Annotated in this window: 23 protein-coding genes; 16 read left to right on the forward strand and 7 right to left on the reverse strand. The window is 74.7% G+C overall.

The window, feature by feature from the left end; all coding sequences use genetic code 11:
* Window positions 1-8 precede the first annotated feature (8 nt).
* Both JOF54_RS17590 and JOF54_RS17595 read right to left on the reverse strand, forming a co-directional pair.
* On the reverse strand, window positions 9-605 hold the full coding sequence (locus JOF54_RS17590) for a hypothetical protein (RefSeq protein WP_210058169.1): 597 nt from the start codon (window positions 603-605) through the stop codon (window positions 9-11).
* 158 nt (window positions 606-763) lie between these two features.
* Window positions 764-1,855 (reverse strand): LOG family protein, encoded by a 1,092-nt coding sequence (locus JOF54_RS17595; protein ID WP_210058171.1) that lies wholly within the window; start codon window positions 1,853-1,855, stop codon window positions 764-766.
* A gap of 61 nt (window positions 1,856-1,916) precedes the next feature.
* On the opposite strand from JOF54_RS17595, the gene JOF54_RS17600 reads away from it, so the two are divergent.
* The gene (locus JOF54_RS17600; protein WP_210058173.1) at window positions 1,917-2,909 is read left to right on the forward strand and encodes an aldo/keto reductase; all 993 of its coding nucleotides are present in this window, start codon (window positions 1,917-1,919) and stop codon (window positions 2,907-2,909) included.
* A gap of 21 nt (window positions 2,910-2,930) precedes the next feature.
* Here JOF54_RS17600 and JOF54_RS17605 read toward each other — a convergent pair whose 3' ends face one another.
* From JOF54_RS17605 to JOF54_RS17615, 3 genes are all read right to left on the reverse strand, one after another.
* Window positions 2,931-4,136 (reverse strand): S1C family serine protease, encoded by a 1,206-nt coding sequence (locus JOF54_RS17605; protein WP_210058176.1) that lies wholly within the window; start codon window positions 4,134-4,136, stop codon window positions 2,931-2,933.
* Window positions 4,137-4,238: 102 nt separating this feature from the next.
* The gene (locus tag JOF54_RS21620) at window positions 4,239-5,159 is read right to left on the reverse strand and encodes a DUF805 domain-containing protein (RefSeq protein ID WP_210058178.1); all 921 of its coding nucleotides are present in this window, start codon (window positions 5,157-5,159) and stop codon (window positions 4,239-4,241) included.
* A 115-nt stretch (window positions 5,160-5,274) separates the two neighbouring features.
* Window positions 5,275-6,672: a serine hydrolase domain-containing protein gene (locus JOF54_RS17615; protein WP_210058180.1), complete on the reverse strand. Its 1,398-nt coding sequence runs from the start codon at window positions 6,670-6,672 to the stop codon at window positions 5,275-5,277.
* 95 nt (window positions 6,673-6,767) lie between these two features.
* On the opposite strand from JOF54_RS17615, the gene dxr reads away from it, so the two are divergent.
* The 6 genes from dxr (at window position 6,768) to JOF54_RS17645 (ending at window position 14,200) form a co-directional block, all read left to right on the forward strand.
* Window positions 6,768-8,024 carry a 1-deoxy-D-xylulose-5-phosphate reductoisomerase gene (gene dxr, locus JOF54_RS17620; protein WP_210058182.1) on the forward strand — a complete coding sequence of 419 codons (1,257 nt, stop codon included), beginning with the start codon at window positions 6,768-6,770 and terminating at the stop codon, window positions 8,022-8,024.
* 11 nt (window positions 8,025-8,035) lie between these two features.
* Entirely contained in the window at window positions 8,036-9,334 is a 1,299-nt protein-coding gene (locus tag JOF54_RS17625) for a M50 family metallopeptidase (protein WP_210058184.1), read from the forward strand.
* 40 nt (window positions 9,335-9,374) lie between these two features.
* Entirely contained in the window at window positions 9,375-10,544 is a 1,170-nt protein-coding gene (ispG, locus tag JOF54_RS17630; RefSeq protein ID WP_210058186.1) for a flavodoxin-dependent (E)-4-hydroxy-3-methylbut-2-enyl-diphosphate synthase, read from the forward strand.
* An 11-nt stretch (window positions 10,545-10,555) separates the two neighbouring features.
* Complete coding sequence (locus tag JOF54_RS17635; RefSeq protein WP_210058188.1) at window positions 10,556-11,434, forward strand: GNAT family N-acetyltransferase; 879 nt, start codon at window positions 10,556-10,558, stop codon at window positions 11,432-11,434.
* Between the two features lie 141 nt (window positions 11,435-11,575).
* Window positions 11,576-13,387: a proline--tRNA ligase gene (locus JOF54_RS17640; RefSeq protein ID WP_210059680.1), complete on the forward strand. Its 1,812-nt coding sequence runs from the start codon at window positions 11,576-11,578 to the stop codon at window positions 13,385-13,387.
* A 30-nt stretch (window positions 13,388-13,417) separates the two neighbouring features.
* On the forward strand, window positions 13,418-14,200 hold the full coding sequence (locus JOF54_RS17645; protein ID WP_245360588.1) for a sulfite exporter TauE/SafE family protein: 783 nt from the start codon (window positions 13,418-13,420) through the stop codon (window positions 14,198-14,200).
* A 13-nt stretch (window positions 14,201-14,213) separates the two neighbouring features.
* Here the strand turns inward: JOF54_RS17645 and JOF54_RS22040 are convergent, their stop codons facing one another.
* Window positions 14,214-15,245 carry a DUF4439 domain-containing protein gene (locus JOF54_RS22040; RefSeq protein WP_210058192.1) on the reverse strand — a complete coding sequence of 344 codons (1,032 nt, stop codon included), beginning with the start codon at window positions 15,243-15,245 and terminating at the stop codon, window positions 14,214-14,216.
* 117 nt (window positions 15,246-15,362) lie between these two features.
* Here JOF54_RS22040 and rimP point away from each other — a divergent pair, with 117 nt between their 5' ends.
* The 4 genes from rimP to infB all read left to right on the forward strand — a co-directional run bounded on the left by rimP (window position 15,363) and on the right by infB (window position 20,456).
* A complete protein-coding gene (rimP, locus tag JOF54_RS17655; RefSeq protein WP_210058194.1) occupies window positions 15,363-15,917 on the forward strand; it encodes a ribosome maturation factor RimP in 555 nt (184 codons plus the stop codon).
* The gene (gene nusA, locus JOF54_RS17660; protein WP_210058196.1) at window positions 15,917-16,900 is read left to right on the forward strand and encodes a transcription termination factor NusA; all 984 of its coding nucleotides are present in this window, start codon (window positions 15,917-15,919) and stop codon (window positions 16,898-16,900) included. The genes rimP and nusA overlap by 1 nt, the downstream gene beginning before the upstream one ends.
* 58 nt (window positions 16,901-16,958) lie before the next feature.
* A complete protein-coding gene (locus tag JOF54_RS17665; RefSeq protein ID WP_307804329.1) occupies window positions 16,959-17,222 on the forward strand; it encodes a YlxR family protein in 264 nt (87 codons plus the stop codon).
* Between the two features lie 222 nt (window positions 17,223-17,444).
* Window positions 17,445-20,456 (forward strand): translation initiation factor IF-2, encoded by a 3,012-nt coding sequence (gene infB / locus JOF54_RS17670; RefSeq protein ID WP_210058198.1) that lies wholly within the window; start codon window positions 17,445-17,447, stop codon window positions 20,454-20,456.
* A 376-nt stretch (window positions 20,457-20,832) separates the two neighbouring features.
* Here infB and JOF54_RS21625 read toward each other — a convergent pair whose 3' ends face one another.
* Complete coding sequence (locus JOF54_RS21625; protein WP_281073429.1) at window positions 20,833-20,961, reverse strand: hypothetical protein; 129 nt, start codon at window positions 20,959-20,961, stop codon at window positions 20,833-20,835.
* Between the two features lie 201 nt (window positions 20,962-21,162).
* On the opposite strand from JOF54_RS21625, the gene rbfA reads away from it, so the two are divergent.
* From rbfA to JOF54_RS17695, 5 genes are all read left to right on the forward strand, one after another.
* Entirely contained in the window at window positions 21,163-21,612 is a 450-nt protein-coding gene (gene rbfA / locus JOF54_RS17675; protein WP_210058200.1) for a 30S ribosome-binding factor RbfA, read from the forward strand.
* Window positions 21,609-22,523 (forward strand): tRNA pseudouridine(55) synthase TruB, encoded by a 915-nt coding sequence (gene truB, locus JOF54_RS17680; protein WP_210059682.1) that lies wholly within the window; start codon window positions 21,609-21,611, stop codon window positions 22,521-22,523. Before rbfA ends, truB begins: the two co-directional genes overlap by 4 nt.
* Window positions 22,524-22,611: 88 nt before the next feature.
* Window positions 22,612-23,508 (forward strand): bifunctional riboflavin kinase/FAD synthetase, encoded by an 897-nt coding sequence (locus tag JOF54_RS17685; protein WP_210058203.1) that lies wholly within the window; start codon window positions 22,612-22,614, stop codon window positions 23,506-23,508.
* A gap of 1 nt (window position 23,509) precedes the next feature.
* On the forward strand, window positions 23,510-24,457 hold the full coding sequence (locus tag JOF54_RS22045) for an acetamidase/formamidase family protein (RefSeq protein WP_210058205.1): 948 nt from the start codon (window positions 23,510-23,512) through the stop codon (window positions 24,455-24,457).
* Window positions 24,454-25,464, forward strand: a complete 1,011-nt coding sequence (locus JOF54_RS17695; protein ID WP_210058207.1) for an alpha/beta fold hydrolase — start codon at window positions 24,454-24,456, stop codon at window positions 25,462-25,464. Before JOF54_RS22045 ends, JOF54_RS17695 begins: the two co-directional genes overlap by 4 nt.
* The last annotated feature ends 6 nt before the right edge of the window (window positions 25,465-25,470 follow it).

A 25,470-nucleotide genomic window follows, 5' to 3' on the forward strand; every position in this document is an offset into this window, starting at 1 on the left:
GAGCGAGGTCAGGCAGCCAAGGTGATCTGGACCGCGTCCGAGGTGGTCTGCTTCGTGTAGTCCTTGGCCTTCGGGTCGACGAGCGTCACGAACTCGTACTTGAAACCCAGCGTGATGCGGGCGGCGGAGGCGTCGACGGGCGGCACGGCGAAGGTCTGCTGGTAGCTGTAGGGGAAGGTGACGAGGTAACCCGGCACGAGGTTGGCGGTGTCCACCACGGCGTCCGGGCCGGGCAGGTCGCCGTCGGCGCCGCGCACGCCGGGTCGCAGGCTGACCCTGGTCAGGTAGATCTTCTGGCCCGGGTCGGCGTTGTTGTTGACCGTGACGGTCACCTCGACCGCCTTCGGCCCCTCGGCCGTCCACCCCGTCACAGCCGAGGTCGGGGCGTAGGTCACGCTGAAGGTGAGGCGTCCGGACTTGAAGCTCCGCTCGACCGGGCGGTCCTCGAGCTGCACCCCGAGCTCGGCTGCGGCCGGGGTCGGCCTGGCGGTCGGGGTGGTCGCCGACGAGGCCTCCGCCGCCCCGGACACCGTCACGGGGTCGGGGCTGCAGGCGGCCAGCACGGCGACGGCCGGCAGCAGCACGGCACAGACAACCTTGCGCATGGCCATTCCCCCCCGAGAACCGGTCGCATCCCTCGACCGCGACAGACTCTAGGACCTGCGTCGGGGCCCCGTCGGAACTACGGGAAACTCGTGCGCAGGGGTGGAAAGCGACTCTCGACCCGTGTGATCGGGCCGATTTTCACCCCGTGACGGTGACCTCACCCCACCAGTGCCGCCGCCTCCTCGACGGTGTCGACGCAGTGCACGACCGCACCCATCGTCCGTCCCTCGCCGAGCGCCCGCAGCAGGGGCCAGGCGGGGTAGGTGCGCGTCCAGTACTCGACGCCCACCAGCACCATCGGCGCGACGAGCGAGGCGTCGGCGGCGTAGAAGTTCTCGGTGACGGCCTGGAAGATCTCCTGGACGGTGCCGGCCTGGCCGGGCAGGTAGACGATGCCGCCCCGGCAGCGGTGCAAGAGGGTGTCCTCGCGCAGCGCGTTGGCGAAGTACTTGGCGATGCCCGTGGCGAAGACGTTCGTCGGCTCGTGGCCGTAGAACCAGGTGGGCACCGACAGGCTGCGGCCGGCCTCCTCGACCGGCCAGCGCGCGCGGACCGCGAGGGCCGCGGACAGCCAGGGGTCCATCGCCGCCCGGTAGGTGGGCGCCGCGGCCAGCAGGTCCAGCGCCGCCGGCAGCGCGTCGGGCCAGGGGCTGAGGTAGGCGCCGAGGTTGGCCGCCTCCATCGCGCCCGGCCCGCCGCCGGTCAGCACGGTGAGCCCGGCCCGGGCCAGCTCCGCGCCCAGGGCGGCGGCGGCCGCGTAGCCCGGCTCGCCGCGCTGCAGGGCGTGGCCGCCCATCACCCCGACCAGGCGCCGCGGGTCGGTGCCCGCCGTCGCCTCGTCGAGGGCGTCGGTCACGGCGTGGTCGTGCAGGGCGGCGGCCAGCGTGTGGTCCAGCGGGGCGGGCGCCGGCACCTTCGACCAGGCGTAGACGGCGGCATCCGGGCTGGCGGCGTAGGGCCCGTCCCCGAAGAGGGCAGCCGCGTCGTAGAGCGCCGGCCGGTACGGGTCGAAGGGGAGGTCCGGCAGCCGGGGGAACAGCAGGGCGCCGCGCCGGCGGAGCTCCTCCTCGACGCCGGGGGCGAAGGCGCAGCCCAGCAGGACGGCGCCGCGGGGGTCGTGCGCCAGCAGCTCCGCCGAGCGTCCGGTGAGGTCGAGGGACTGCACCACCCAGCCGCTCATCCGGGCGGCGGCGCGGCTGCGGGCGTCGAAGTCGGTCAGCGAGTCGATCTCGACGAGGCGGCGCGTCATGGTGCGCCGATCCTGCCAGCCGCTGTGGCCCGTCGCGGCGCGCGGGACCTACGCTCACCGGGTGGAGACGAACATCTTGGGCAAGACGGAACGGCCGGTCTCGGTCATCGGCCTCGGCACCTGGCAGCTGGGCGGGGACTGGGGCGAGGTGAGCGAGTCCGACGCCCTCGCTCTGCTGGAGGCGTCGGTGGAGGCGGGCGTCACCGTGCTCGACACCGCCGACGTCTACGGCGACGGGCGCAGCGAGCAGCTGATCGGGCGGTTCCTGGGCGACCACGCCGACCTCGACCTCACCGTGATGACGAAGATGGGCCGCCGCGTCGACCAGGTGCCAGAGAACTACACCCTGGAGAACTTCCGGGCCTGGACCGACCGCTCGCGGCGCAACCTCGGGGTCGACCAGCTGGACCTCGTCCAGCTGCACTGCCCGCCCACCTCGGTCTACTCCCACGACGCCGTCTACGACGCGCTCGACACCCTGGTCGCCGACGGCGCCATCGCGCACTACGGCGTCAGCGTCGAGACCTGCGACGAGGCGCTCACCGCGATCTCGCGCCGGGGCACCGCGACCGTCCAGATCATCCTCAACGCCTTCCGGCTCAAGCCGCTGGAGTACGTGCTGCCCGCGGCGCAGGAGGCCGGCGTCGGGATCATCGCCCGGGTGCCGCTGGCCAGCGGCCTGCTCAGCGGGAAGTACACGGCGGACACGCAGTTCGACGCGAGCGACCACCGCAGCTACAACCGCGACGGCTCGGCCTTCGACATCGGCGAGACCTTCTCCGGCGTCGACTACGAGACCGGGGTGGCCGCCGCCGTCGAGTTCTCCGAGCTCGTCGCGGCGCTGCCGTTCGAGGTCTCCCCGGCGCAGGCCGCGCTGGCCTGGGTGGCCCAGCAGCCGGGCGTCAGCACCGTCATCCCCGGTGCCCGCACCGTCGAGCAGGCCCGCGGCAACGCGGCCGCGGGCTCGTTCGCGAAGCTGCCCGAGGAGTTCCTGGGCGCGGTCGCCGACCTGTACGACCGGCGGATCCGCGCCCAGGTGCACGCCCGCTGGTGAGCTCCGGCGGACCCGGCCGCCTCAGGCGGTCGGGCTCGCCGCCAGTGTGACCTCCGCGGTGCGGGTGGTGCCGTCGGCCCCGGTCCAGGTCACCGCGACCCGGTCACCGACGGCGCGGCCCTCGAGTGCGCTGCTCAGGTCCGCGGCCGAGGCGACGGCGTCGCCGTCGACAGCGGTGATGGTGTCCCCGGCCGCAAGCCCGGCAGCCTCGGCGGGGGAGCCCGCGACCACGCCCACGACGGACGCCCCGCCGGCGGTCGCGGCCAGGGTGCCCCGGCCCCAGCCCCAGGCCGCGCCCGGGTAGCCGGTCGCGGTGTCGGTGACCTGGACGCCGAGGAAGGGCGAGGCCCCGACCTGCACGGTCGCGCTCGCGCGGCCGCTGGTGATCTGCTCGACGACGGCCAGCGCGTCCTCGACGGGCACCGCGTAGCCGTCGATCTCGCCGCCGCTGGAGGCGGCCGTGTCGAGGCCGACGACCTCGCCCTCGGCGTCGAGCAGGGGGCCGCCCGAGTCCCCGGGCACGACGTCGGCGTCGGTCTCGACGAGGCCGGTGAGCTCCTCCGAGGCCACGGAGCCCTCGGCGGCGGTGGTGATCGAGGCGTCGAGGGCGGTGACCGTGCCGTCGGCGGCGGTCAGGGTGCCGGTGCCGCCGGCGTTGCCCACGGCGGTGACGGCGTCGCCGACCGCGAGCGCGTCGTCGTCCAACGCGGCGGTCGTCAGGCCGCTGGCGCGGTCCAGCCGGAGCAGGGCGACGTCAGCCACGGCGCTGTGGCCCACCACCTCGGCGGGATAGCTGCGGCCGGTGCTGGCGACGGTGACCCGGATGGCGGTCGCGCCCTCGACCACGTGGTAGTTCGTGAGGACCTCGCCGTCGGCGGTCAGCACGATGCCCGTGCCCGCCCCGGCCGCGCCCTCGTCGCCGAGCTCGGTGTCGACCAGCACGACCCCGGTGGACTCGGCGTCGGTCGCCGGGTCGGAGTCGACCGCGGTGCTGGTGGTCCCCGCAGCCGTCCCGGAGCCGTCCGCGGAGCCGGGGCCGGTCCAGCTGCCGCCGCCGCCCGGTCCGCGGCCCCACGCCACCGGGACGACGACACCGGCCGGCGCCACCACGGCAGCGGCGGCGGCCCCCGACGCCGACGCGGCGACCGGGAGGCCTCCCAGCCCCACGGTCGCCGTCAGGGCGGTCGCCGCCGCCACCCGTCGTACCCATCCGTACCTGCGCCCCATGGTGTTCCTCCCGCTGATCGGCTCGAGGTCTCGAGCCAACCGCGGGCGCCGGTGAGAGGGATGGGCGTCGCCTGTGCGCCGGCCATGAGCCGGCGCGCGTCCTCAGCCCTGGTAGTAGCCCCCGCCGACCGGCTGCCGGTCGTAGCGGGCGCCCTCGGGCTTCGACGGCAGGACCATGAGCACGAGGACCACGATGCCGCCAACGGAGGGGACGAGGCTCAGCAGGTAGAGCCAGCCGCTGAAGCCGCCGTCGTGCAGCCGGCGCACGGCCACCGCGATGCTGGGGACGATCGTCGCCAGGAACACCAGGATCCCGATCACCAGGATGACGGCCGCCCCGGCCGGGAAGTCGGAGCTCCCGTTCTCGCTGGCCACGCCGACCGACACCAGGAACGGCACGTAGAGCAGGAGCCCCACGATGGTGTACGCCAGGGTGAACCACCAGTACTCGCTGCGGCTGGCGCGGCCGTCGAAGCGCGCGTACTTCTGGAAGGCCCGCTTGACCGCGTCAACCGGTCCGATGCCGTACCAGGGCTGGTCGAGGGTGGGCGTGCCGCCCTGCTGCGCGGGCCAGGCGGAGCCGTAGTCGGGCTGGCCGTAGGCGTTCTGCTGGTAGGGGTTCTGGCCGTAGGGGTCCTGCCCGTGGCCCTGCGGCTGCCCGTACGCCTGCTGCCCGTACCCCTGCTGGCCGTACCCCTGCTGACCGGAGGCCTGCTGCTCGTAGCCCTGCTGCGGGTAGCCGCCCTGCTCGCCCTGCGCCGGGTACGGCTGCTGCCCGTAGCCCTGCGGGGACTGGCCCCAGGCCTGCGGGTCGGACGCCGACGACGCCGAGCCCGGCTGCCCGTAGGGGGTCGCGCCCGACGACGGCTGCGCGTACCCACCCTGGCCGGCGCCCGGCGCCCCGTACCCGCCCTGGTCGTACGCCCCGTGCGGCTGCTGGTCGCCCGGCTGCTGGGGCTGCTGCGGCTGCGGCGACCCGTCGCCCGTCGAACCGTCGTGCGTCTCGTGCCCTGGGTGGCTCACGTCCGTCGTCCTGTCCCTCGTCGTCGGCCCGGGCGCCTGCCGCCCGGTCGGCCACCCACCGTAGTGCTCCGCGGGGGCGCGCAGGGCTGATCCGCGCGCGACTCCCGCTCCGCGGTCAGGCCCAGGTGCCCGTGGACAGCCCGGCGAAGCCCGGCCGGTGCAGGGGCACCGTGAGCCAGCGGCCCTCCGCGCGCAGGCTCGCCCGGTCGACCTCGACCACGAGCCGGTGCGGGGTCTGCAGGAGGACCAGCTGCACCACCAGCCGGTCGCCGGCGAGCGATCCGCTGGCGGCCACGACCAGCCGGCGCTCGCCCAGGGCGACCTCGGACCGGACCCACCGGCCGTCGCCGCAGCGCACGGGCAGCCGGGCGCCGTCCTCCACCAGCGTCAGCGTCCAGCCGCCGTCGGCTTCGTCCTCGACCGCGGCGACCTCCACCTCGGCCGCCGCCTCGGGTGCGGCCGTGCCCAGCAGACCGCCCCCGTCGGCCGGCAGGGCCAGCCCGGCGAGGCGGTCGGCGAGGGCAGCGTCCTCGTCGGGGGTGGGGGCGTCGACGCCGGGCAGCAGGTGGTCCCAGACGGTGTCGATGAGGCCCTGCATGTTCTCGGTCTGCGCGGTGGTGACGACGACGAGGTCCTGCTCCGGCAGCACCAGGCAGAACTGGCCGTAGGCGCCGTCGCCCCGGTACCCGTGCCGGGAGCGCCACAGCTGGTAGCCGTAGCCCTGCTGCCAGTCCGGGTTCGGCTCGGCCGGGTTGGGGGTGTGCACGGCGCTGGCGTCGGCGACCCAGCCTTCCGGCAGCAGCCGCTCGCCCCGCCAGACGCCGTCGTCGAGGTACAGCTGGCCGAAGCGGGCGAGGTCCTCGGTCCGCAGGTGGAGCCCGCTGAACCCCAGCTCGCGGCCCTGGGGGCGCTGGTGCCAGTAGCCGGGGCCGATGCCCAGCGGGTCGAGCAGCCGCGGCCGCAGGTAGCCGAGCAGCGTCTGCCCGGTGACCCGCTGCACGATCGCGCCCAGCACGTAGGTGGCGCCGTTGTTGTAGCAGAACACCGACCCCGGGTCCTGCTCCGGCGCGAGCCCGAGGAACGCGCGGACCGGCTCCTCCGGGTCGAGGGTGACGACCCGGTCCAGGGTGTCCTCGACGTGGCCCGAGGCCATCGCGGCGACGTGCCGGACCAGCATCGCGCGGCTCCGCTCGTCGACGGCGGCGTCGGCCAGCTCGGGGAAGTAGGACACGACCGGCTCGTCGAAGGACAGCAGGCCCTCGGCCGCGGCGAGGCCGGCGGCGGTGGCGGTGAAGCTCTTGCTCAACGAGTAGAGCAGGTGCGCCTCGTCGGGGCCGTAGGGCGCCCACCAGCCCTCGGCCACGACGTGCCCGTGCCGCAGCACCATGAGGCTGTGCAGCTCGAGGTCGGGCGCAGCCTCGACGGCGTCGAGCAGGGCGCCGATGCCGGCGCTGGACACCCCCTGCGCGCTCGGGGTGCTGCGGGGGAGGGCCGGGGCGTCGTCGACGGGCATGGCGCGACCCTAGCCGCGGCCGCTGACAGCGCCGGGGCCCGGGTGCGGCGCCGCGGGCACCGGGCGGGCCGGCCCCGGTAGGGCACACTGACCCCGTGCGCGACGTGGTCATCCTGGGCAGTACCGGCAGCATCGGCACGCAGGCGCTGGAGGTCATCGCCGCCCGGCCGGAGGAGTTCCGCGTCGTGGGGCTCGCCGCGGGCGGGAGCCAGGTGCAGCTGCTGGCCCGGCAGGCGCTGGAGACCGGCGCCGACGTCGTCGCCGTCCACCAGGCGACGGCCGTCCAGGACCTGCAGCTCGCGTTCTACGCCGAGGCCAGCCGCCGCGGCTGGGCCACCGGCGACACCCGGCTGCCCAAGATCCTCGCCGGCCCCGACGCCGCCACCCTGCTGGCCGCGCACCCCTGCGACGTCGTCCTCAACGGCATCACCGGCTCCGCCGGCCTGGCCCCGACGCTCGCCACCCTGGCCACCGGCCGGACCCTCGCCCTGGCCAACAAGGAGTCCCTCGTCATCGGCGGCGCCCTGGTCACCGGTGCCGCCGCGCCCGGCCAGGTCGTCGCCGTCGACTCCGAGCACTCCGCCATCGCCCAGTGCCTGCGCGGCGGCACCGCCGCCGAGGTCGACCGGCTGGTGCTCACCGCCAGCGGCGGGCCCTTCCGCGGCCGCACCCGGGCCCAGATGGCCGACGTCACCCCGGCGGAGGCGCTCGCCCACCCCACCTGGGACATGGGCCGGGTCATCACCACCAACTCCGCGACCCTGGTCAACAAGGGCCTCGAGCTGCTGGAGGCGCACCTGCTCTACGGCGTCGACCTCGACCGGATCGACGTCGTCGTGCACCCGCAGTCAGTGGTGCACTCGATGGTGCAGTTCGTCGACGGCTCGACGCTGGCCCAGGTGTCCCCGCCCGACATGCGGCTGCCCATCGCCCTGGGCCTCAGCTGGCCCGACCGGACGCCGGGGGCGGCCGCCTCCTGCGACTGGACCCAGGCGGCCAACTGGACCTTCGAGCCCCTGGACGACGAGGCCTTCCCCGCGGTCGAGCTCGCGCGGCGGGCCGGTCGGCTCGCGGGCACTGCGCCGGCGGTGTTCAACGCCGCCAACGAGGAGTGCGTCGACGCCTTCCACGACGGGCGGATCGGCTTCCTGCGCATCCTCGAGATCGTCGAGGCCGTCCTCGAGGAGCACGTCGCCCCGGCGCCCGGGTCACGGCCCGGCGCTGCTCCCACCGCCGACGTAGGCTCGTCGCTGGTCCCGTCGTCCGACCTCAGCCTCGAGCTGGTGCTGGCCGCGGACCGCTGGGCGCGCGGCCGCGCCCGGGCCCTGACCGCGCAGCACCCCGACGAGTAAGAGGCTCCCCGATGGACCTGGTCATCTACCTCGGCGGCGCCGTCCTCTTCTTCGCCCTGGTGATGGCCTCGATCGGCCTGCACGAGATCGGCCACCTAGTGCCGGGCAAGCTCTTCGGCGTCAAGACCACCCAGTACTTCGTCGGCTTCGGCAGGACGCTGTGGTCGCGCCGGCGCGGGGAGACCGAGTACGGGGTCAAGGCCATCCCGCTCGGCGGCTACGTCCGCTTCGTCGGCATGTTCCCGCCCTCGAAGGAGCGGCCTGGCCAGGTCCGGGCCGGTCGCACCGGGCTCTTCCAGAGCATGGCCGACAACGCCCGCGCCGCCGAGTACGTCGACATCCTGCCCGAGGACGAGGGCCGGCTGTTCTACCAGAAGGCGTGGTGGAAGAAGCTGGTGATCATGGCCGGCGGCCCGCTGATGAACGTCCTGCTGGCCTTCCTCATCCTGCTGGGCGTCACCGCCACCTACGGCGTCAACCGCTCGACGCTGACCGTCGCCGGCGTGCCGGAGTGCATCGTGGCCGCCGACGCCACCGACCGCAGCTGCACCGGCCAGCCGGCCAGCCCGGCGGCCCGCTCGGGCATCCGGCCCGGGGACACCATCGTCGCCTTCAACGGCCGCGTCGTGAGCAGCTGGGACGACGTCTCCACCGCCATCCGCGCGAACCTCGACCGCACCGCCGCCATCACCGTGCTGCGCGACGGCCAGCGGGTGGACCTGACGCCCGTCCCCACCGTCATCACCGGGGTGCCGGACCGCTACGACCCGAGCAAGCGGGTCGCCGCCGGGTTCTTCGGCGTGCAGCCGGTGGTCGAGCGCCAGCGCGGCGGCCCCGTCGCCGTCGTGCAGGACATGTGGGGGATGACGAAGCAGACCGCGGTCGCGCTCGTCGCCTTCCCGGCCAAGGTCTACTTCACCGCCTACAACCTGGTGACCGGCAAGCCGCGCGACGTCTACGGGCCGATGAGCATCCTCGGCGCCAGCCGGGCGGCCGGCGAGATCGCCAGCACCGACCAGATCGGGGCGTCGGCGAAGGTGGCCAGCCTGTTCACGGTGCTGGGCTCGGTCAACCTGTTCGTGGCCCTGTTCAACTTCGTCCCGCTGCTGCCCCTGGACGGCGGCCACATCGTCGGCGCGCTCTACGAGGGGCTGCGCCGCGGCCTCGCCCGGCTGTTCCGCCGGCCCGACCCCGGGCACGTGGACACGGCCAAGATGTTGCCCGTCGCCTATCTTGTAGGGAGCGTCATCGCGGTCTCCGGCGTCGTGCTGATCCTGGCTGACATCATCGACCCGATCCGCCTCTTCTGACCGCCGTACGCCCGCACGCCACCCCAACCCGGAAGAACGCATGAGCATCGACCTGGGCCTGCCCGCCCTGCCCCCGCCCGTCCTCGCCCCGCGCCGCAAGACGCGCAAGATCAAGGTCGGCAAGGTCGACGTCGGCGGCGACGCCCCCGTCAGCGTGCAGTCCATGACCACCACGCTGACCTCCGACATCAACGCGACGCTGCAGCAGATCGCCGAGCTCACCGCCACCGGCTGCGACATCGTCCGCGTCGCGGTCCCCAGCCAGGACGACGCCGACGCGCTCCCGGCCATCGCCGCCAAGTCGCAGATCCCGGTGATCGCCGACATCCACTTCCAGCCCAAGTACGTCTTCGCCGCCATCGAGGCGGGCTGCGCGGCCGTCCGGGTCAACCCGGGCAACATCCGCGCGTTCGACGACCAGGTCAAGGAGATCGCCCGCGCGGCGGCCGACCACGGCACCTCGATCCGGATCGGCGTCAACGCCGGCTCCCTCGACAAGCGGCTGCTGGCCAAGTACGGCAAGGCGACGCCCGAGGCGCTGGCGGAGTCGGCGCTGTGGGAGGCCAGCCTGTTCGAGGAGCACGGCTTCCGCGACTTCAAGATCAGCGTCAAGCACAACGACCCGGTGATCATGGTCCGCGCCTACGAGCTGCTGAGCGAGGCCTGCGACTACCCGCTGCACCTCGGTGTCACCGAGGCGGGCCCGGCGTTCCAGGGGACGATCAAGTCCGCCGTCGCCTTCGGCGCCCTGCTGTCCAAGGGGATCGGCGACACGATCCGCGTCTCCCTCTCGGCCCCGCCGGTCGAAGAGGTCAAGGTGGGCATCCAGATCCTGCAGTCGCTGAACCTGCGCCCCCGCAAGCTCGAGATCGTCTCCTGCCCCTCCTGCGGCCGCGCCCAGGTCGACGTCTACAAGCTGGCCGAGGAGGTCACGGCCGGGCTCGAGGGCCTGACCGTGCCGCTCCGCGTCGCCGTCATGGGGTGCGTCGTCAACGGCCCCGGGGAGGCCCGCGAGGCCGACCTCGGCGTCGCCTCCGGCAACGGCAAGGGCCAGATCTTCGTCCGCGGCGAGGTCGTCAAGACCGTCCGCGAGGCCGACATCGTCGAGACCCTCATCGAGGAGGCCCTGCGGCTCGCCGAGTCCATGCCTGCCGGCGAGGGCGGGCCCGAGGTCTCGGTGGCCGGCGGTCCCGTGCCGGCCCGGGTCTGAACGGGCCGACGGTGACCGAGGCCGCGGGCAGGACCGGGACGGGGCTGCGGGACGACGGCGCGGTCCGCGTCCTCGGCCGGGCCGACCTGCCGGCGGCCATCCGGGTGCTGTCCGCCCGGCCGGTGGAGAACGTCTTCGTCGCCTCCCGGGTGCGCGCGGCCGGTCTCGACCCGGCCAGCCTCGGCTGCCCCGTCTGGGGCTACGAGCGCGACGGCGTGCTGCGGGCGCTGTGCCACGCCGGCTCGAACCTCGTCCCCGTCGGGGCGGGGCCCGAGGCTCTGGCCGCCTGGACCGAGTTCGCCGGTCCGCAGCGGATGTGCGCGTCGATCATCGGCCCGTCCGACGTGGCCATGTCGCTGTGGCAGCGGCTGGGGGAGCGGTGGGGGCCGGCCTGGAGCCAGGCCCGCGACGTCCGCCCGCACCAGCCCGTGATGGCCATCGACCAGGAGCCGGCCGTCGCGCCGGACCCGCGCGTCCGCCGGGTGACCCTCGACCAGTGGGACGCCTACACCGACGCCGCCGTGAAGATGTACACCGAGGAGATCGGCGTCTCCCCGGTCCAGGGCAACCCGGCCGGCTACCGCTTCTACGTCCGCCAGCTCATCACCTCCGGCCGGGCCTTCGGCATCTTCGAGGGCGGCCGGGCGGTGTTCAAGGCCGACCTCGGCTCGGTCTCGGGCACGGTCTCCCAGGTGCAGGGCGTCTGGCTCGACCCCGAGCTCCGCGGGCAGGGGCTGGCCGCGCCGGCGATGGCGGCGGTCGTGCAGATGGCGCGGTCCGTGGTGCCCACGGTCTCGCTCTACGTGAACGACTACAACCGGCCCGCGCGGGCGACCTACGCCCGCGTCGGCTTCGCCCAGGTCGGGGAGTTCGCGACCATCCACTACTGAGCACCCGGCCGCCCCCGCGGTCCGGGTCCGCGCCCGATTCCGGGTCGTGGGGACCGGCCCCGCGTCGGTAGGGTGAGCGGCGGCTCCCGCCCGTCGCGGGCGCCGTCGTCGTCGGAAGAGGCCTGCTCAGTGATCACCCGTATGTCGGAGCTGTTCGTCCGCACCCTGCGCGAGGACCCGGCCGACGCCGAGGTCCCCAGCCACCGCTGGCTCGTCCGGGCGGGCTACATCCGCCGCGTGGCCCCCGGCATCTACAGCTGGCTGCCGCTGGGCTACAAGGTGCTCCGCAACGTGGAGCGGGTCATCCGCGAGGAGATGGAGGCCATCGGCGCGCAGGAGGTGCACCTGCCGGCGCTGCTGCCGCGGGAGCCCTACGAGGCGACCGGCCGCTGGACCGAGTACGGGCCCAACCTCTTCCGCCTGCAGGACCGCCGGGGCGGGGACTACCTGCTGGGGCCGACGCACGAGGAGATCTTCGCGCTGCTGGTCAAGGACCTGTACAGCTCGTACAAGGACCTGCCGCTCTCGCTCTACCAGATCCAGACCAAGTACCGAGACGAGGCGCGTCCGCGCGCCGGCATCCTGCGCGGCCGCGAGTTCGTCATGAAGGACTCCTACTCCTTCGACGTCAGCGACGCCGGCCTGCAGAAGTCCTACGACCTGCACCGCGACGCCTACGTCAAGGTCTTCGACCGGCTCGGCTTCTCCTACGTCATCGTCTCGGCGATGTCGGGCGCGATGGGCGGCTCGCGCAGCGAGGAGTTCCTCGCGATCTCCGACACCGGCGAGGACACGTTCGTCCGCTCCCCGGGCGGCTACGCGGCCAACGTCGAGGCAGTCCGCACGCCGGCCCCCGACCCGGTCCCCTTCGACGACCTGCCGGCCGCGCACGTCGAGGACACCCCGGGCACCCCGACCATCGAGACCCTCGTCGCCGTGGCGAACGAGCGCGTCCCGCGCGCCGACCGGCCCTGGACCGCGGCGGACACCCTCAAGAACGTCGTCGTCGTGCTGCGCCAGCCCGACGGCACCCGGGAGCCGCTGGTCATCGGCCTGCCCGGCGACCGCGAGGTCGACCTCAAGCGGCTGGGCGCCCAGGTGGAGCCGGCCGAGGTGGAGCCGTTCACCGAGGAGGACTTCGCCGACCACCCGGGGCTGGTCAAGGGCTACATCGGGCCCTCCCTCCTGGGCGGCGGCCCTGGCGAGCAGGCCACCGCAGCCCTCGGGACCGAGTCCGCCACCGGCATCCGCTACCTGGTCGACCCCCGCGTCAGCACCGGCACCGCCTGGGTGACCGGCGCGAACGAGCCGGGCCGGCACGTCTTCGACCTGGTCGCCGGCCGCGACTTCACCCCCGACGGCACGGTCGAGGCCGCCGAGGTGCGCGCAGGCGACCCGGCCCCGGACGGCAGCGGTCCGCTGCAGCTCGCCCGGGGCATCGAGATGGGCCACATCTTCCAGCTGGGCCGCAAGTACGCCGAGGCGCTGGGGCTCAAGGTGCTCGACGAGAACGGCAAGCTCGTCACCGTCACCATGGGGTCTTACGGCATCGGGGTCTCCCGCGCCGTCGCCGCCGTGGCCGAGAACACCTGCGACGAGCGCGGCCTGGTCTGGCCGCGCGAGCTCGCGCCGTTCGACGTCCAGGTGCTGGCCACCGGCAAGGGCACCGAGGTGCTCGAGTTCGCCACCGACCTGGCCCGCCAGCTCGACGAGGCCGGCGTCGCCGTCCTGCTCGACGACCGCAAGGCCAGCCCCGGGGTGAAGTTCGCCGACGCCGAGATCATGGGCATGCCGACGATCGTCGTCGTCGGCCGCGGCCTGGCCGACGGCGTCGTCGAGGTCCGTGACCGGCGCACCGGGGTGCGCACCGACGTGCCCGTCGCCGACGCGCTGGGCGAGGTCGTCACCGCCGTCCGCGGCCGGCCCGAGTTCGACCGCGCGGACCAGCTCTGACGCGCGCGGCCGGCTGAGCCGGTGGACGGCCTGGACCTGCCGGTCCTGACCCTCGCCCTGCTGGTCCTCGCCGCCTTCGCCGCCGGCTGGGTGGACGCCGTCGTCGGCGGGGGCGGGCTCGTGCAGCTGCCCGCTCTCCTGATCGGCTTGCCCAGCACCGCCGAGCCGGCCGCGGTGCTGGGCACCAACAAGGTCTCCTCGATCTTCGGCACGGCGACCAGCTCGGTCACCTACGCCCGCCGGATCCGGCCCGACTGGCGGACGCTGCTGCCCCTGGTCGTCGCGTCCGGCGCCGGCTCGGTGGGCGGCGCGCAGCTGGCGAAGTTCCTGCCCAAGGAGTACTTCACCCCGATCGTGCTGGTGGCCCTGGTGGTCGTCGGGCTCTACACCTGGCGCCGGCCCCAGCTGGGGATGGTGTCCGAGCGCAAGCACGAGGGCGGGGCGCACTACGGCCGCACCGCGCTGATCGGCCTGGCCGTCGGCGCCTACGACGGCTTCCTCGGCCCGGGCACGGGCTCCTTCTTCGTCATCCTGCTGGTCGGCGTGCTGGGCTACGGCTTCCTCGAAGCCAGCGCCAAGGCCAAGATCGCCAACCTGGTCACCAACCTGTCCGCGCTGGCGGTCTTCGCCGCGCACGGCTCGGTGCTCTGGGCACTGGGCCTGTCCATGGGGGCGGCCAACCTCGTCGGCGGCTTCATCGGCGCCCGCACCGCGATCGAGCAGGGCAACGGCTTCGTCCGCAAGGTCTTCCTCGTCGTCATCGCCGCGCTCGTCGTGAAGCTCGCCTACGACACCGTGCGCCAGCTCACCTGACGGCTGGCCGGGCTCAGTCCGGCCAGCCGGGCCAGGCCCGCAGCGGGGCGCCCCAGGCCGTCGCGGTCGACGCGGTCGCCGCCAGGGTGTCGAGGGCGGCCGCCCGGTCCGCCGGACGGGCCGCCGCGGCCAGCCAGAGGCCGGCGAAGGGCAGCAGCCGGGTCTCCACCCCGCGCAGCAGCAGCCGGGCGTCGTCGGCGTCGCGCACCTCGCCGTCCGGGTCGTAGGCCGGGGCGGCGGCGGGGACGTCGGCCCCCGCGCGGCGGAGCCGGTCGACCAGCCGGTCCTGCAGCGCGCGCCGGGTCCGCAGCCCCGCGAGGGCGCGGTCGTGGGCCTCGCCGTCGGCGGGCAGCTTGCCCAGCGCCAGCTGGTAGCCCCAGACGGCGGCGTGCAGCGCCGCGACCAGCGCAGAGACGGCCGCGGTGTCGCTGACGACGGTGAGCGGGCGGTGGGCGGCCACGGCGGCCGTGCGCGGCGGCTGATCGGCGCCCAGCCCCCGCGCGAACGCGCCGCTGGCGACCGCCATCGAGCCCCAGAGCAGCGCCTCGGGCCCGCTCGCGGCCAGCGCCGCCGTCCGGTAGCGCGTGGCCAGGGCCCGCTCCTGTGCCACCAGCCGGGCGGTGCCGGGTGCCGCGCCAGAGGAGGGGCTGGGGCTCGGGCTGGGGCTCGGGCCGGTCGTGGGTCCGGTGGTCGGCCGCCGCGCCGGGTCGGGGGCGGCCAGCGCCGTCGCCCGCTCGGCGTGGGTCCGCTCCAGCAGCTCCAGCAGGTCGCGGCGCCGGTCGTCGTCGGCGGCCGTGCGACGGCGCTGGGCGCGGGCGCCGGCCACCAGCGCGGTCTCGGCGGCCACGTCGCGGACCAGCCCGGGGGGCAGCGGCGTCGGGGTCGGCGTGGGCCGCGGGGACCCGCCGGCGGCGGGCACCGGGCCGCGGACGGCCGGGTCGCTGAGGCTGCAGCCCGCCCCGCCGAGGGCCAGACCGGCCAGCAGGACGGCCCGGCGCGACCAGCGCCACGGCCCCGCCGCGGGGGCGGTGGTCGGGTCGGGCACGGACCGACGGTATCCCAGCCGCCGGTATGATCACGGTGCGCGCCGGGGGTCGTCGACCTCCGTGCCGCGCCGCACCACCGACAACTGCTCCACCACAACCGGATCGAGGGACCTGCCATGAGAGAGAGCCAGATCGTCGGCCTGCTGGGCCCCGTCCTGGCCCAGCACGGGCTGGACCTCGACGCCGTGGAGGTGCTGCCCGCGGGCAAGCGCCGGCTGCTCCGCGTCGTCGTCGACGGGGACGGGCCCGAGGGCAAGGGCCCCCTGCTGGACGACATCGCCGAGGCGACCCGGGCGATCTCCGTCGCCCTGGACGAGTCGCCGGCCGTCGGCAGCGCCCCGTACACCCTCGAGGTCAGCTCCCGGGGCGTGAGCCGTCCGCTGGAGCTCCCGCGGCACTGGCGGCGCAACGTCGGCCGGCTGGTTGCGGTGACGACCACGACGGGGGAGACCTTCACCGGGCGCGTCAGCGCCGCCGGCGAGGAGGCCGTGACCCTGGACGTCGAGGGCAGCGCGCGCGAGCTGGCGCTGGCCGAGGTGGCCAAGGCCCTCGTCCAGGTCGAGCTCAACCGCCCCCGCACCATCGCTGCGGACGAGGACCTCGACGAGGACCCCGCCGACGACGACACCGAAGACGACGAGAACGACGACGAGACCGAGGACGAGAACTGATGGACATCGACATCTCGGTGCTGCGCCTGCTGGAGCGCGAGAAGGAGCTGCCCTTCGAGGTGCTCGCCGCCGCCATCGAGGAGGCCCTGCTCGCCGCCTACGACCGCACCGACGGCGCCGTCCCCGGCGCCCGCGTGGAGCTCAACCGCAAGAGCGGGCACGTCGCGGTGATGGTGCCCGAGCGCGACGAGGAGGGCCAGCGGATCGGGGAGTACGACGCGACCCCCGAGGGCTTCGGCCGGGTCGCCGCCTCGACCGCCCGCTCGGTCGTCCTGCAGCGGCTGCGCGACGCCGAGGACGAGCAGAAGTACGGCCACTTCGCGGGCGTCGAGGGCGACATCGTCTCCGGCGTCGTCCAGCAGGGCCGGGACACCCGCACCGTGCTCGTCGACCTCGGCAAGATCGAGGCGATCATGCCGCTGGCCGAGCAGGTGCCGGGGGAGAGCTACCCGCACGGGAAGAGGATCCGGGTCTACGTCGTCGCCGTCCGCAAGGAGCTGCGCGGGCCCCAGGTCGTCGTCTCCCGCACCCACCCCGGCCTGGTCGAGAAGCTCTTCAAGCTCGAGGTGCCCGAGATCGCCGACGGCACCGTCGAGATCAAGGCGACCGCCCGCGAGGCCGGCCACCGCAGCAAGATCGCGGTCGTCAGCCACAACGGCGACGTCAGCGCGAAGGGGGCCTGCATCGGCCCGATGGGCCAGCGCGTCCGGGCGGTGATGCACGAGCTGAACGAGGAGAAGATCGACATCATCGACTGGTACGCCGACCCCGCGCGGTTCGTCGCGCAGGCGCTGTCGCCGGCCAAGGTCAGCTCGGTCACCGTGGTGGACCTCGCCGCCCGTGCCGCCCGCGTGGTCGTCCCGGACTACCAGCTCTCGCTGGCCATCGGCCGGGAGGGCCAGAACGCCCGGCTCGCCGCCCGGCTCACCGGCTGGCGGATCGACATCCGCTCCGACACCGAGGCCGCGCCCGTCGAGGCCTGAGCGGGAGGACGGGGCCGGCGCCGTCGGGCCCGCCGCGGCGAGCGGGTAGGCTGGCTCCGTGAGTCAGCCGGTGCGCACGTGCGTCGGCTGCCGCCGCAAGGCGGGGAAGTCCGAGCTCGTCCGGCTGGTCTGGCAGCAGTCCGTCGTGGTCGACCCCGCCCAGCGGGAGCACGGTCGCGGCGCCTACCTGCACCCCGGACCCGACTGCGTGGCCCTGGCCGTCAAGCGACGGGCCCTGGGCCGCGCCCTGCGGGTCACCGGTGTCGACCCCGAGGTGCTCGCGCGCCGCTGGGACGAGGCCGGAGCGGGACAACTCGCTTAGGCGATCGGGCCGGACGAGGATAGAGTTCTTCATTGACTTCACGGTCGGGGTGCGTCCGCGCGCCCGCTCCGTGGGGTCCGCAGTCAAGCGCCTCCGACCAGGGGCGCCGAACCAGAAAGTGGGCTCACGCTCATGACCACTCGATGAGAACCCCTCAATGAGCATGCAAGACAACTAACTGGTCCGGCGCACACAAGACCCGGACCGCCAACAAGGAGAGCAGTGGCCAAGGTCCGCGTCTATGAGCTCGCGAAAGAGCTCGGAGTCGAGAGCAAGACCGTCCTCACGATGTTGAAGGACATGGGCGAGTTCGTCCGCTCCGCCAGCTCCACGGTGGAACCCCCCGTGGAGCGGCGGCTCAAGGAGAAGCTGAGCAACGGCTCCTCCGCCGGCAAGGAGCCTGCCCGTCAGGCCCCCGCCGCCACCCGCAACCCGGCCCCGGCCGGCACCCGGCGTCCGCCGGTGCCCAGCCCGGGCCCCGTCCGGCCGAACCCGGCCTCGACAGCACCTGCTGCCCAGGCCCGGCCGAGCACCCCGGCCCCGGCCGCCCCGACCGCGTCGACCCCCGCTCCGGCGGCTCCCGCGACCCCGGCGCCGACCGCCTCCACCCCGGCCCCGACCGAGGCGCCGCGCACGACGCCCCGTCCGGGCACCGGCACGCCCGCCCCCGGTCCGGCCAGCCGCACCCCGGCCCCGGGTCCGCGTCCGAGCACGCCGCGGGCACCCGGCCAGCCGCCGGCCCGCCCGCAGTCCGGCGCACCCGGCGCGGGTCAGACCGGTGGCACGAGCACCGGCCAGCCCGGTGCCCCGCGCACCGGTCAGCCCTCCGCCCCGCGCACCGACGGCCAGGCCGGCACCCCCGGCCCCCGTCCCCGCCCGGGTTCCACGGGTGGCCTCCCCGGTGCGGGCGCTCCCGGCGCCCGGCGTCCCGGTGGTGCCCCCCGTCCGGGCAACAACCCCTTCTCGCCCTCCCAGGGCATGGGGCAGGCCCGTCCGCCGCGTCAGGCCCCGGGTGCTCCCGGTGCTCCTGAGGCCGCTCGTCCGGGTGGTCCCCGGCCCCCGGCCGGCCGTGGCGCCCCCACCCCGGGCGCGCGTCCCGGTGTGCCGGGCATGCCCCGGCCCAACCCGGCGATGATGCCCCGGCAGAGCTCCGGCCAGCTGAGCGCTCCCGGTGCGGCCGGCCCCCGTGGCCGCGGCGCACCCGCGGGTGGTCGTGGCCGTCCCGGTGGCGGTGGTCCTCCTGGTCGTACCGGTGGTCCCGGTGGCGGTCCGCCGCCCGCGGGTCGCGGTGGCCGTGGCGGTCGCGGCGGCACCCAGGGTGCCTTCGGGCGCGCCGGTGGGCCCGTCCGTCGTGGTCGCAAGTCGAAGCGTCAGCGTCGGCAAGAGTTCGACCAGATGCAGGCGCCGGAGATCGGTGGCGTGCGTGTCCGCCAGGGCGACGGGTCGACCGTCCGCCTGGCCCGTGGCGCGTCGCTGACCGACCTGTCGGAGAAGATCAACGTCGACGTGTCGAACCTCGTCCAGGTGCTGTTCAACCTGGGCGAGATGGTCACCGCCACCCAGACCGTGTCCGAGGACACGCTCCAGGTGCTGGCGACCGAGCTCAACTACAAGATCGAGGTCGTCTCCCCCGAGGACGAGGACCGCGAGCTGCTGGAGAGCTTCGACATCGAGTTCGGCGAGAACGAGGGCGGCGAGGACGAGCTGGCCGCGCGCCCGCCGGTCGTCACCGTCATGGGTCACGTCGACCACGGAAAGACCAAGCTGCTCGACGCGATCCGCAAGACCAACGTGGTCGCCGGCGAGGCCGGTGGCATCACCCAGGCGATCGGCGCCTACCAGGTGGCCACGGAGGTGGACGGCGAGGAGCGCAAGATCACCTTCATCGACACCCCGGGCCACGAGGCGTTCACCGCCATGCGTGCCCGTGGTGCGAAGTCGACCGACATCGCGGTCCTGGTGGTCGCGGCCGACGACGGCGTGATGCCCCAGACCATCGAGGCCCTGAACCACGCGCTGGCGGCGGAGGTGCCGATCGTCGTGGCGGTCAACAAGATCGACCGCGAGGGCGCCGACCCGACCAAGGTCCGCGGCCAGCTGACCGAGTACGGCCTGGTGCCCGAGGAGTACGGCGGCGACACGATGTTCGTCGACGTCTCCGCGATCACCGGCGTCGGCCTCGACGCGCTGCTCGAGGCGGTCATCCTGACCGCCGACGCGGCGCTCGACCTGCGGGCGAACCCGGACATGGACGGCCAGGGTGTGGCCATCGAGGCCCACCTCGACAAGGGCCGCGGCCCGGTCGCCACCGTCCTGGTCCAGCGCGGGACGCTGCACGTCGGCGACTCGATCGTGGCCGGCACCGGGTACGGACGTGTCCGCGCCCTGCTCGACGACCACGGCCAGAACGTGGACGAGGCCCCGCCGTCGTTCCCGGTCCAGGTGCTCGGCCTGACCGCCGTCCCCGGCGCCGGCGACAGCTTCATCGTCGTCGACGACGACCGGATGGCCCGGCAGATCGCCGAGCGCCGGGCGTCCCGGCTCCGGATGGCGGCCCAGGCGGCCGGCACCCGGCGCAAGACGCTCGACCAGCTGTTCGACCAGCTCGAGAAGGGCGAGGACTCCGAGCTCCGCCTCATCCTCAAGGGCGACGGCGCTGGTTCGGTCGAGGCCCTGGAGGACGCGCTGGCGAAGATCGACGTCGGCGACGAGGTCAGCCTGCGGGTCATCGACCGCGGTGTCGGTGCGATCACCGAGACCAACGTCAGCCTGGCGGCGGCGTCGAACGCGGTCATCGTCGGCTTCAACGTCCGCCCGCAGGGCAAGGCGACGGAGATGGCGGACCGCGAGGGCGTCGACATCCGGTACTACTCGGTGATCTACTCCGCGATCGACGAGATCGAGGCCGCGCTCAAGGGCCTGCTCAAGCCGATCTACGAGGAGGCCGCGCTGGGCCAGGCGGAGATCCGCGAGATCTTCCGCAGCTCCCGCGCCGGCATCATCGCGGGCTGCATGGTCACCGGTGGCACCCTGCGCCGGAACTCGAAGGCCCGGCTGCTGCGGGAGGGCGTCGTCATCAACGAGACGACGATCGCCTCGCTGCGGCGGGAGAAGGACGACGCCACCGAGGTGCGGGAAGGGTTCGAGTGCGGTCTCACGCTCGCGAACTACTCCGACATCCGCGTGGGCGACGTCATCGAGACCTTCGAGATGCGCGAGAAGGCTCGCAGCTGACCCGGTAGGGAGCACAGTGCGCAGGAGGGCGGGGTCCACACGGACCCCGCCCTCCGGCGTCTCCCCGGGAGGCGACGTCCACCATCACGTCACCTCCGAGGTGATGATCATCGGCGGATGACAGCGTCGGGTGCGGCGGGCTGGCCGGCGGTCGGCTGGGAGCGGCTGACCCGGGACAGCGGCTCCGGCGCCCCGACCCGGCGACCCGGCCGGACCAACGCCGGCCTCGTGGTCGCCGACGTGCACGCCCTGCGCTCGGCGCTCGACCTGGCGCAGGACCTCTCGGCGGGCACGGTGCTGGCCCTGCACCGCGCCCTGCTGGCCGACGGCGACGCCTGGGCCAGCACGGGGAGGTCCGGGCGCGCAGCCCAGGCCATCAGGTCCTCCACAGCCCGGGGACCAGGGCGGCCCGCGGCGCCATGTGGTCGGCGCCCACGGGGCTGGTGGCCGAACGGCCGATCCACACCGGACCGGTCCGCCAGCTGCCCACCGGGGTCGGCGTCACCAACGTGCACCGCCACCTCGAGCGGCTGAGCGAGGCGGGGGTGCTGACGCCGTTCCCGCTCCACCGGCGGGGGGCGGGCCTGGCGGGCCGACGAGGTGCTCGGGGCGCTCGACGCGTTCGCGGCCCGGCCGGGCGCCGCACGCGGTCCTGACGTCCGGGGCGATGCGGCACAATGGAAGGCTGTCCGTCAGAGGAGGAACCATGGCATCGCCCCGGGTGCTCAAGCTCGCCGACCAGATCAAGGTGATCGTGGCCGAGATGCTCGAGCGCAAGATCAAGGACCCCCGGCTGGGCTTCGTCACCGTGACCGACGTGCGGCTGACGGGGGACAGCCGCGAGGCGACCGTCTTCTACACCGTGCTCGGGTCCGCGGAGGACTCCGCCGGCACCGCCGCGGCCCTGACCTCGGCCACCGGGCTCATCCGCTCCCAGGTCGGCAAGCAGCTCGGGATGAAGTTCACCCCGACCGTCACCTTCGTGGCCGACGCGATCCCCGAGAACGCCCGGCAGATCGACGACCTGCTGCAGCGGGCCCGCGACGTCGACGCCCGGGTCGCCCAGACGGCGCACGGCAAGACCTACGCCGGCGACGAGGACCCCTACAAGCACCCCGACGAGGACGACAGCGACGACGTGGACCTGGACCGCTGAGCGGCTCCACCCGCGCGGCCGGCGCGACGACCGGCTCCGGCCTCGTCGTCGTCGACAAGCCGGCCGGTCTCACCTCCCACCAGGTGGTGGCCCGCTGCCGGCGGCTGCTGGGCACCCGCAAGGTCGGGCACGCCGGCACCCTCGACCCGATGGCGACCGGCGTGCTGCTGGTCGGCGTCAACCGGGCGACCCGGCTACTGGGCCACCTGATGCTGACCCGGAAGGCCTACGCGGCCACGGTGCGGCTCGGCGTCGGCACCGTGACCGACGACGCCGAGGGCGAGGTGACGTCCCGCCCCGGCCTCGGCCCGGTCGACGACGCCGCGCTGGAGGCGGCCCTGGTGCCGCTGCGGGGGGCGATCGCCCAGGTCCCGACGGCGGTGTCGGCCATCAAGGTCGACGGCGTCCGCTCCTACGCCAAGGTGCGGGCTGGTGAGGACGTCCAGCTGAGCGCGCGGCCGGTCACCGTGCACCGGCTCGAGGTGCTCGCCCGCCGCGACCTCGTCGTCGACGGCGTGCCGTGCGCCGACCTCGACGTCGTCGTCGAGTGCAGCTCGGGGACCTACGTCCGCGCGCTGGCCCGCGACCTCGGGGCCGCGCTCGGCTCCGCCGGTCACCTGACGGCGCTGCGCCGCACCGCCGTCGGGCCCTTCGGCCTCGACGAGGCGGTGCCGCTGACCGACGCCACCGCGTCGCTGCCGGTGCTGGGGATGGCCGACGTCGTCCGGCGCACCTTCGCCACCGTCGTGCTGGACGCCGAGCAGGAGGCCGCCGTCCGCGTCGGCCGGGCACTGCCGGGGCTGGCGCTGCCCGCCGAGCAGGCCGCCCTGCTGGGCGCCGACGACGAGTTCCTGGCCCTCTACCGCCGCCGCGGGGACGGCGCCGTCGCCGAGGCCGTGTTCTGCGGCTGAGGGCGGCCGGACCGCCCGGGGGAGCGTGGTTGACTGGGCGGCCGGAGCCGCGACCGCGTGCTCGAGGCGGTGCAGGGAGGCGGAGCGGATGACCAGCGACCCGGTGGTCGTGATCGGCAACTTCGACGGCGTCCACCGCGGGCACGTCGCGCTGCTGCGCACCGCCCGTGCGGCCGAGCCCGACGCCCCGCTCGTCGTCGTCACGTTCTGGCCGCACCCCATGTCGGTGGTCCGGCCCGACCAGACCCCGCCGCTGCTCAGCACCCTGCCGCACCGCGTCGAGCTGCTGCGCGAGGCCGGGGCCGACGACGTCGTGGTCGTCGACTTCACCCCCGAGGTGGCCGGCTGGAGCCCCGAGCAGTTCGTCGACACGGTGCTGCGCCCGCTGCACCCCCGCCGCGTGGTGGTGGGGGAGAACTTCCGCTTCGGCTTCCGCGCCGCCGGGACCGTCGAGACCCTCGCCGCGCTCGGCGCCGGCGACTTCGTGGTCCAGCCGGTCGGGCTGGTCACCGACGGTGCGCAGCCGAGCTCGTCGACGCTGGTCCGGCACGCCGTCGCCGAGGGCGACTTCGGCCGGGTCCGCGAGCTCAGCGACCACCCCTTCCGCTTCACCGGAGTCGTCGTCCAGGGCGACCAGCGGGGCCGGCTGCTGGGCTACCCGACCGCCAACCTGCTGGTCGCGCCCGGCATGGCCGTGCCGGCCGACGGCGTCTACGCGGGCTGGGTCACCCGGCTGGACCAGCCGGGCGCGGACCGCTGGCCGGCGGCGATCTCGGTCGGCTCCAACCCGACCTTCGACGGCGTCCAGCGCCGGATCGAGTCCTACGTGCTGGACCGCGACGACCTCGAGCTCTACGGGGTCGAGATCGCCGTCGACTTCTACGCCCGCGTCCGCGGCCAGATCCGCTTCGCCGGCATGGACCCGCTGATCGAGCAGATGCACCACGACGTCGAGGACATCCGGCACCTGCTCGGGGTCCTCTGACGTGGCCGCGCCGACCCCCGCCGACGCCGGGCCCGTGCGCCTCGACCCGGCCCCCGGCACCACCGCCGACGTCTTCTCCGCCGGTCACGCCCCGGTGCTGACCGTGGACCCGGGCACCCGGCTCGGCGTCCGCTCCCTCGACGCCTCGGGCTACCTCCACCCCCAGGAGCACCCGGGCCAGCAGCAGCCGACGCTGCACCCGGAGGGCCGCGGGCACTGCCTGACCGGCCCGGTCGCGGTGCGCGGCGCCCGGCCCGGCCAGCACCTGGCGCTCCGCCTGCACGCGCTGCGCCCCGACCCGTGGGGCTGGACGGTCGCGGCGGCCGCGGACACCCCGGTCACCCGACGGCTGGGGCTGGCGGACGGCCCGCCCTCCTGGCTGCTGTGGGAGCTCGACGCCGACGCCGGCACCGGCCGGGAGTCCCGGGGCCTCGTCCGCGACCTGGCGCCCTTCCTCGGCGTGATGGGGGTCGCCCCGGCCGAGCCCGGTGAGCACTCGACCATCCCGCCGCGGGCCGCGAGCGGGGGCAACATCGACTGCAAGGACCTCGTCGCCGGGTCGACCCTCTACCTGCCGGTCGCGGTCGACGACGCGCTGCTCTACCTGGGCGACGGGCACGCCGCCCAGGGCGACGGCGAGGTGGGCGGGACCGCGATCGAGTGCCCGATGACCACCGAGCTGACCGTCGACGTCGTGGCGGACCGGCCGCTGGCCGGGGTGCACGCCGAGACGCCCGCCGGGCTGGTCACGTTCGGCTTCGACGCCGACCTCAACGCCGCGACCGGCGACGCCCTCGACGCGATGGTGGTCTGGATGGCGGGGCTGCACGACGTCGACAAGGCGACGGCGCTCGCGCTGGCCAGCACTGTCGTCGACCTGCGGGTCACCCAGGTCGCCAACCAGACGTGGGGCGTGCACGCGCTGCTGCCGAGCGGCGCGCTGCGGTGAGCTGGCCCGTCACCGGCGGCCGCTTCGCGCTCGGCGACCTGGACGTCGAGCTGGGCGGGACGATCCGGGGTGCCGAGCTGGCCTGGCAGGCCCACGGCACGCTCAACGCCGCCCGCGACAACGTCGTCGTCCACCCCTGCAGCTACGGGGCCGACCACGACGACCTCGCCTGGCAGATCGGCCCCGACGGCGTCCTGGACCCGGAGCGCTGGTTCGTCGTGGTGCCGGACATGTTCTCCAACGGCCTCTCCTCCTCCGCCGCCGACGACCCGGACTTCCCGGCCGTCGTGACGATGGCCGACAACGTCCGCGCCCAGCACCGGCTGCTCACCGAGCACCTCGGTGTCACCGGCGTCGCGTGCGCCTACGGGTTCTCCATGGGCGCGGGCCAGGCCTACCACTGGGCCGCCCTCTACCCGGAGCTGGTGCAGCGGGCCGTGGTGGTCTGCGGCAGCGCGCGCACCGCCGTCCACAACCGGGTGTTCCTGTCCGGCCTGCTGCGGGTCCTGGAGGCCGCGCCCGAGCACCTCGGCGGCGGACGGTTCTCGGCCCAGCCGGTGGCCGCCCTCAAGGCCTTCGCCCACGTCTACGCCGGCTGGGGCCTCAGCCAGGACTTCTACCGGGAGCGGCTGCACGAGACCGCCCTCGGCGCCCCGGACCTGGAGACCTTCCTGCGGACCGACTGGGAGGAGTCCTTCGCCACCTCCCGGGCGGGGAACCTCTACGCGCAGGCCCGCACCTGGGCCGAGGCCGACATCAGCCGCGGCGTCGCCGGCGGCGACCTGCCGGCGGCGCTGGCCTCCCTGCAGGCCTCGGTGCTCCTGCTGCCCGGCGCGACCGACCTCTACTTCCGGGTCGCCGACAACGAGGCCGAGCTGGAGCACCTGCGCGACGGCGTCCTGCACCCGATCCCCAGCGTCTGGGGCCACCGGGCGGGCAACCCGCGGACCAACCCCGAGGACCTGGCCTTCCTGCGCCGCGAGGTCCGGGCCTGGCTGGAGCGCTGACCGGGC

It is taken from the genome of Microlunatus capsulatus (assembly GCF_017876495.1).
Classification (GTDB): Bacteria; Actinomycetota; Actinomycetes; order Propionibacteriales; family Propionibacteriaceae; genus Microlunatus; species Microlunatus capsulatus.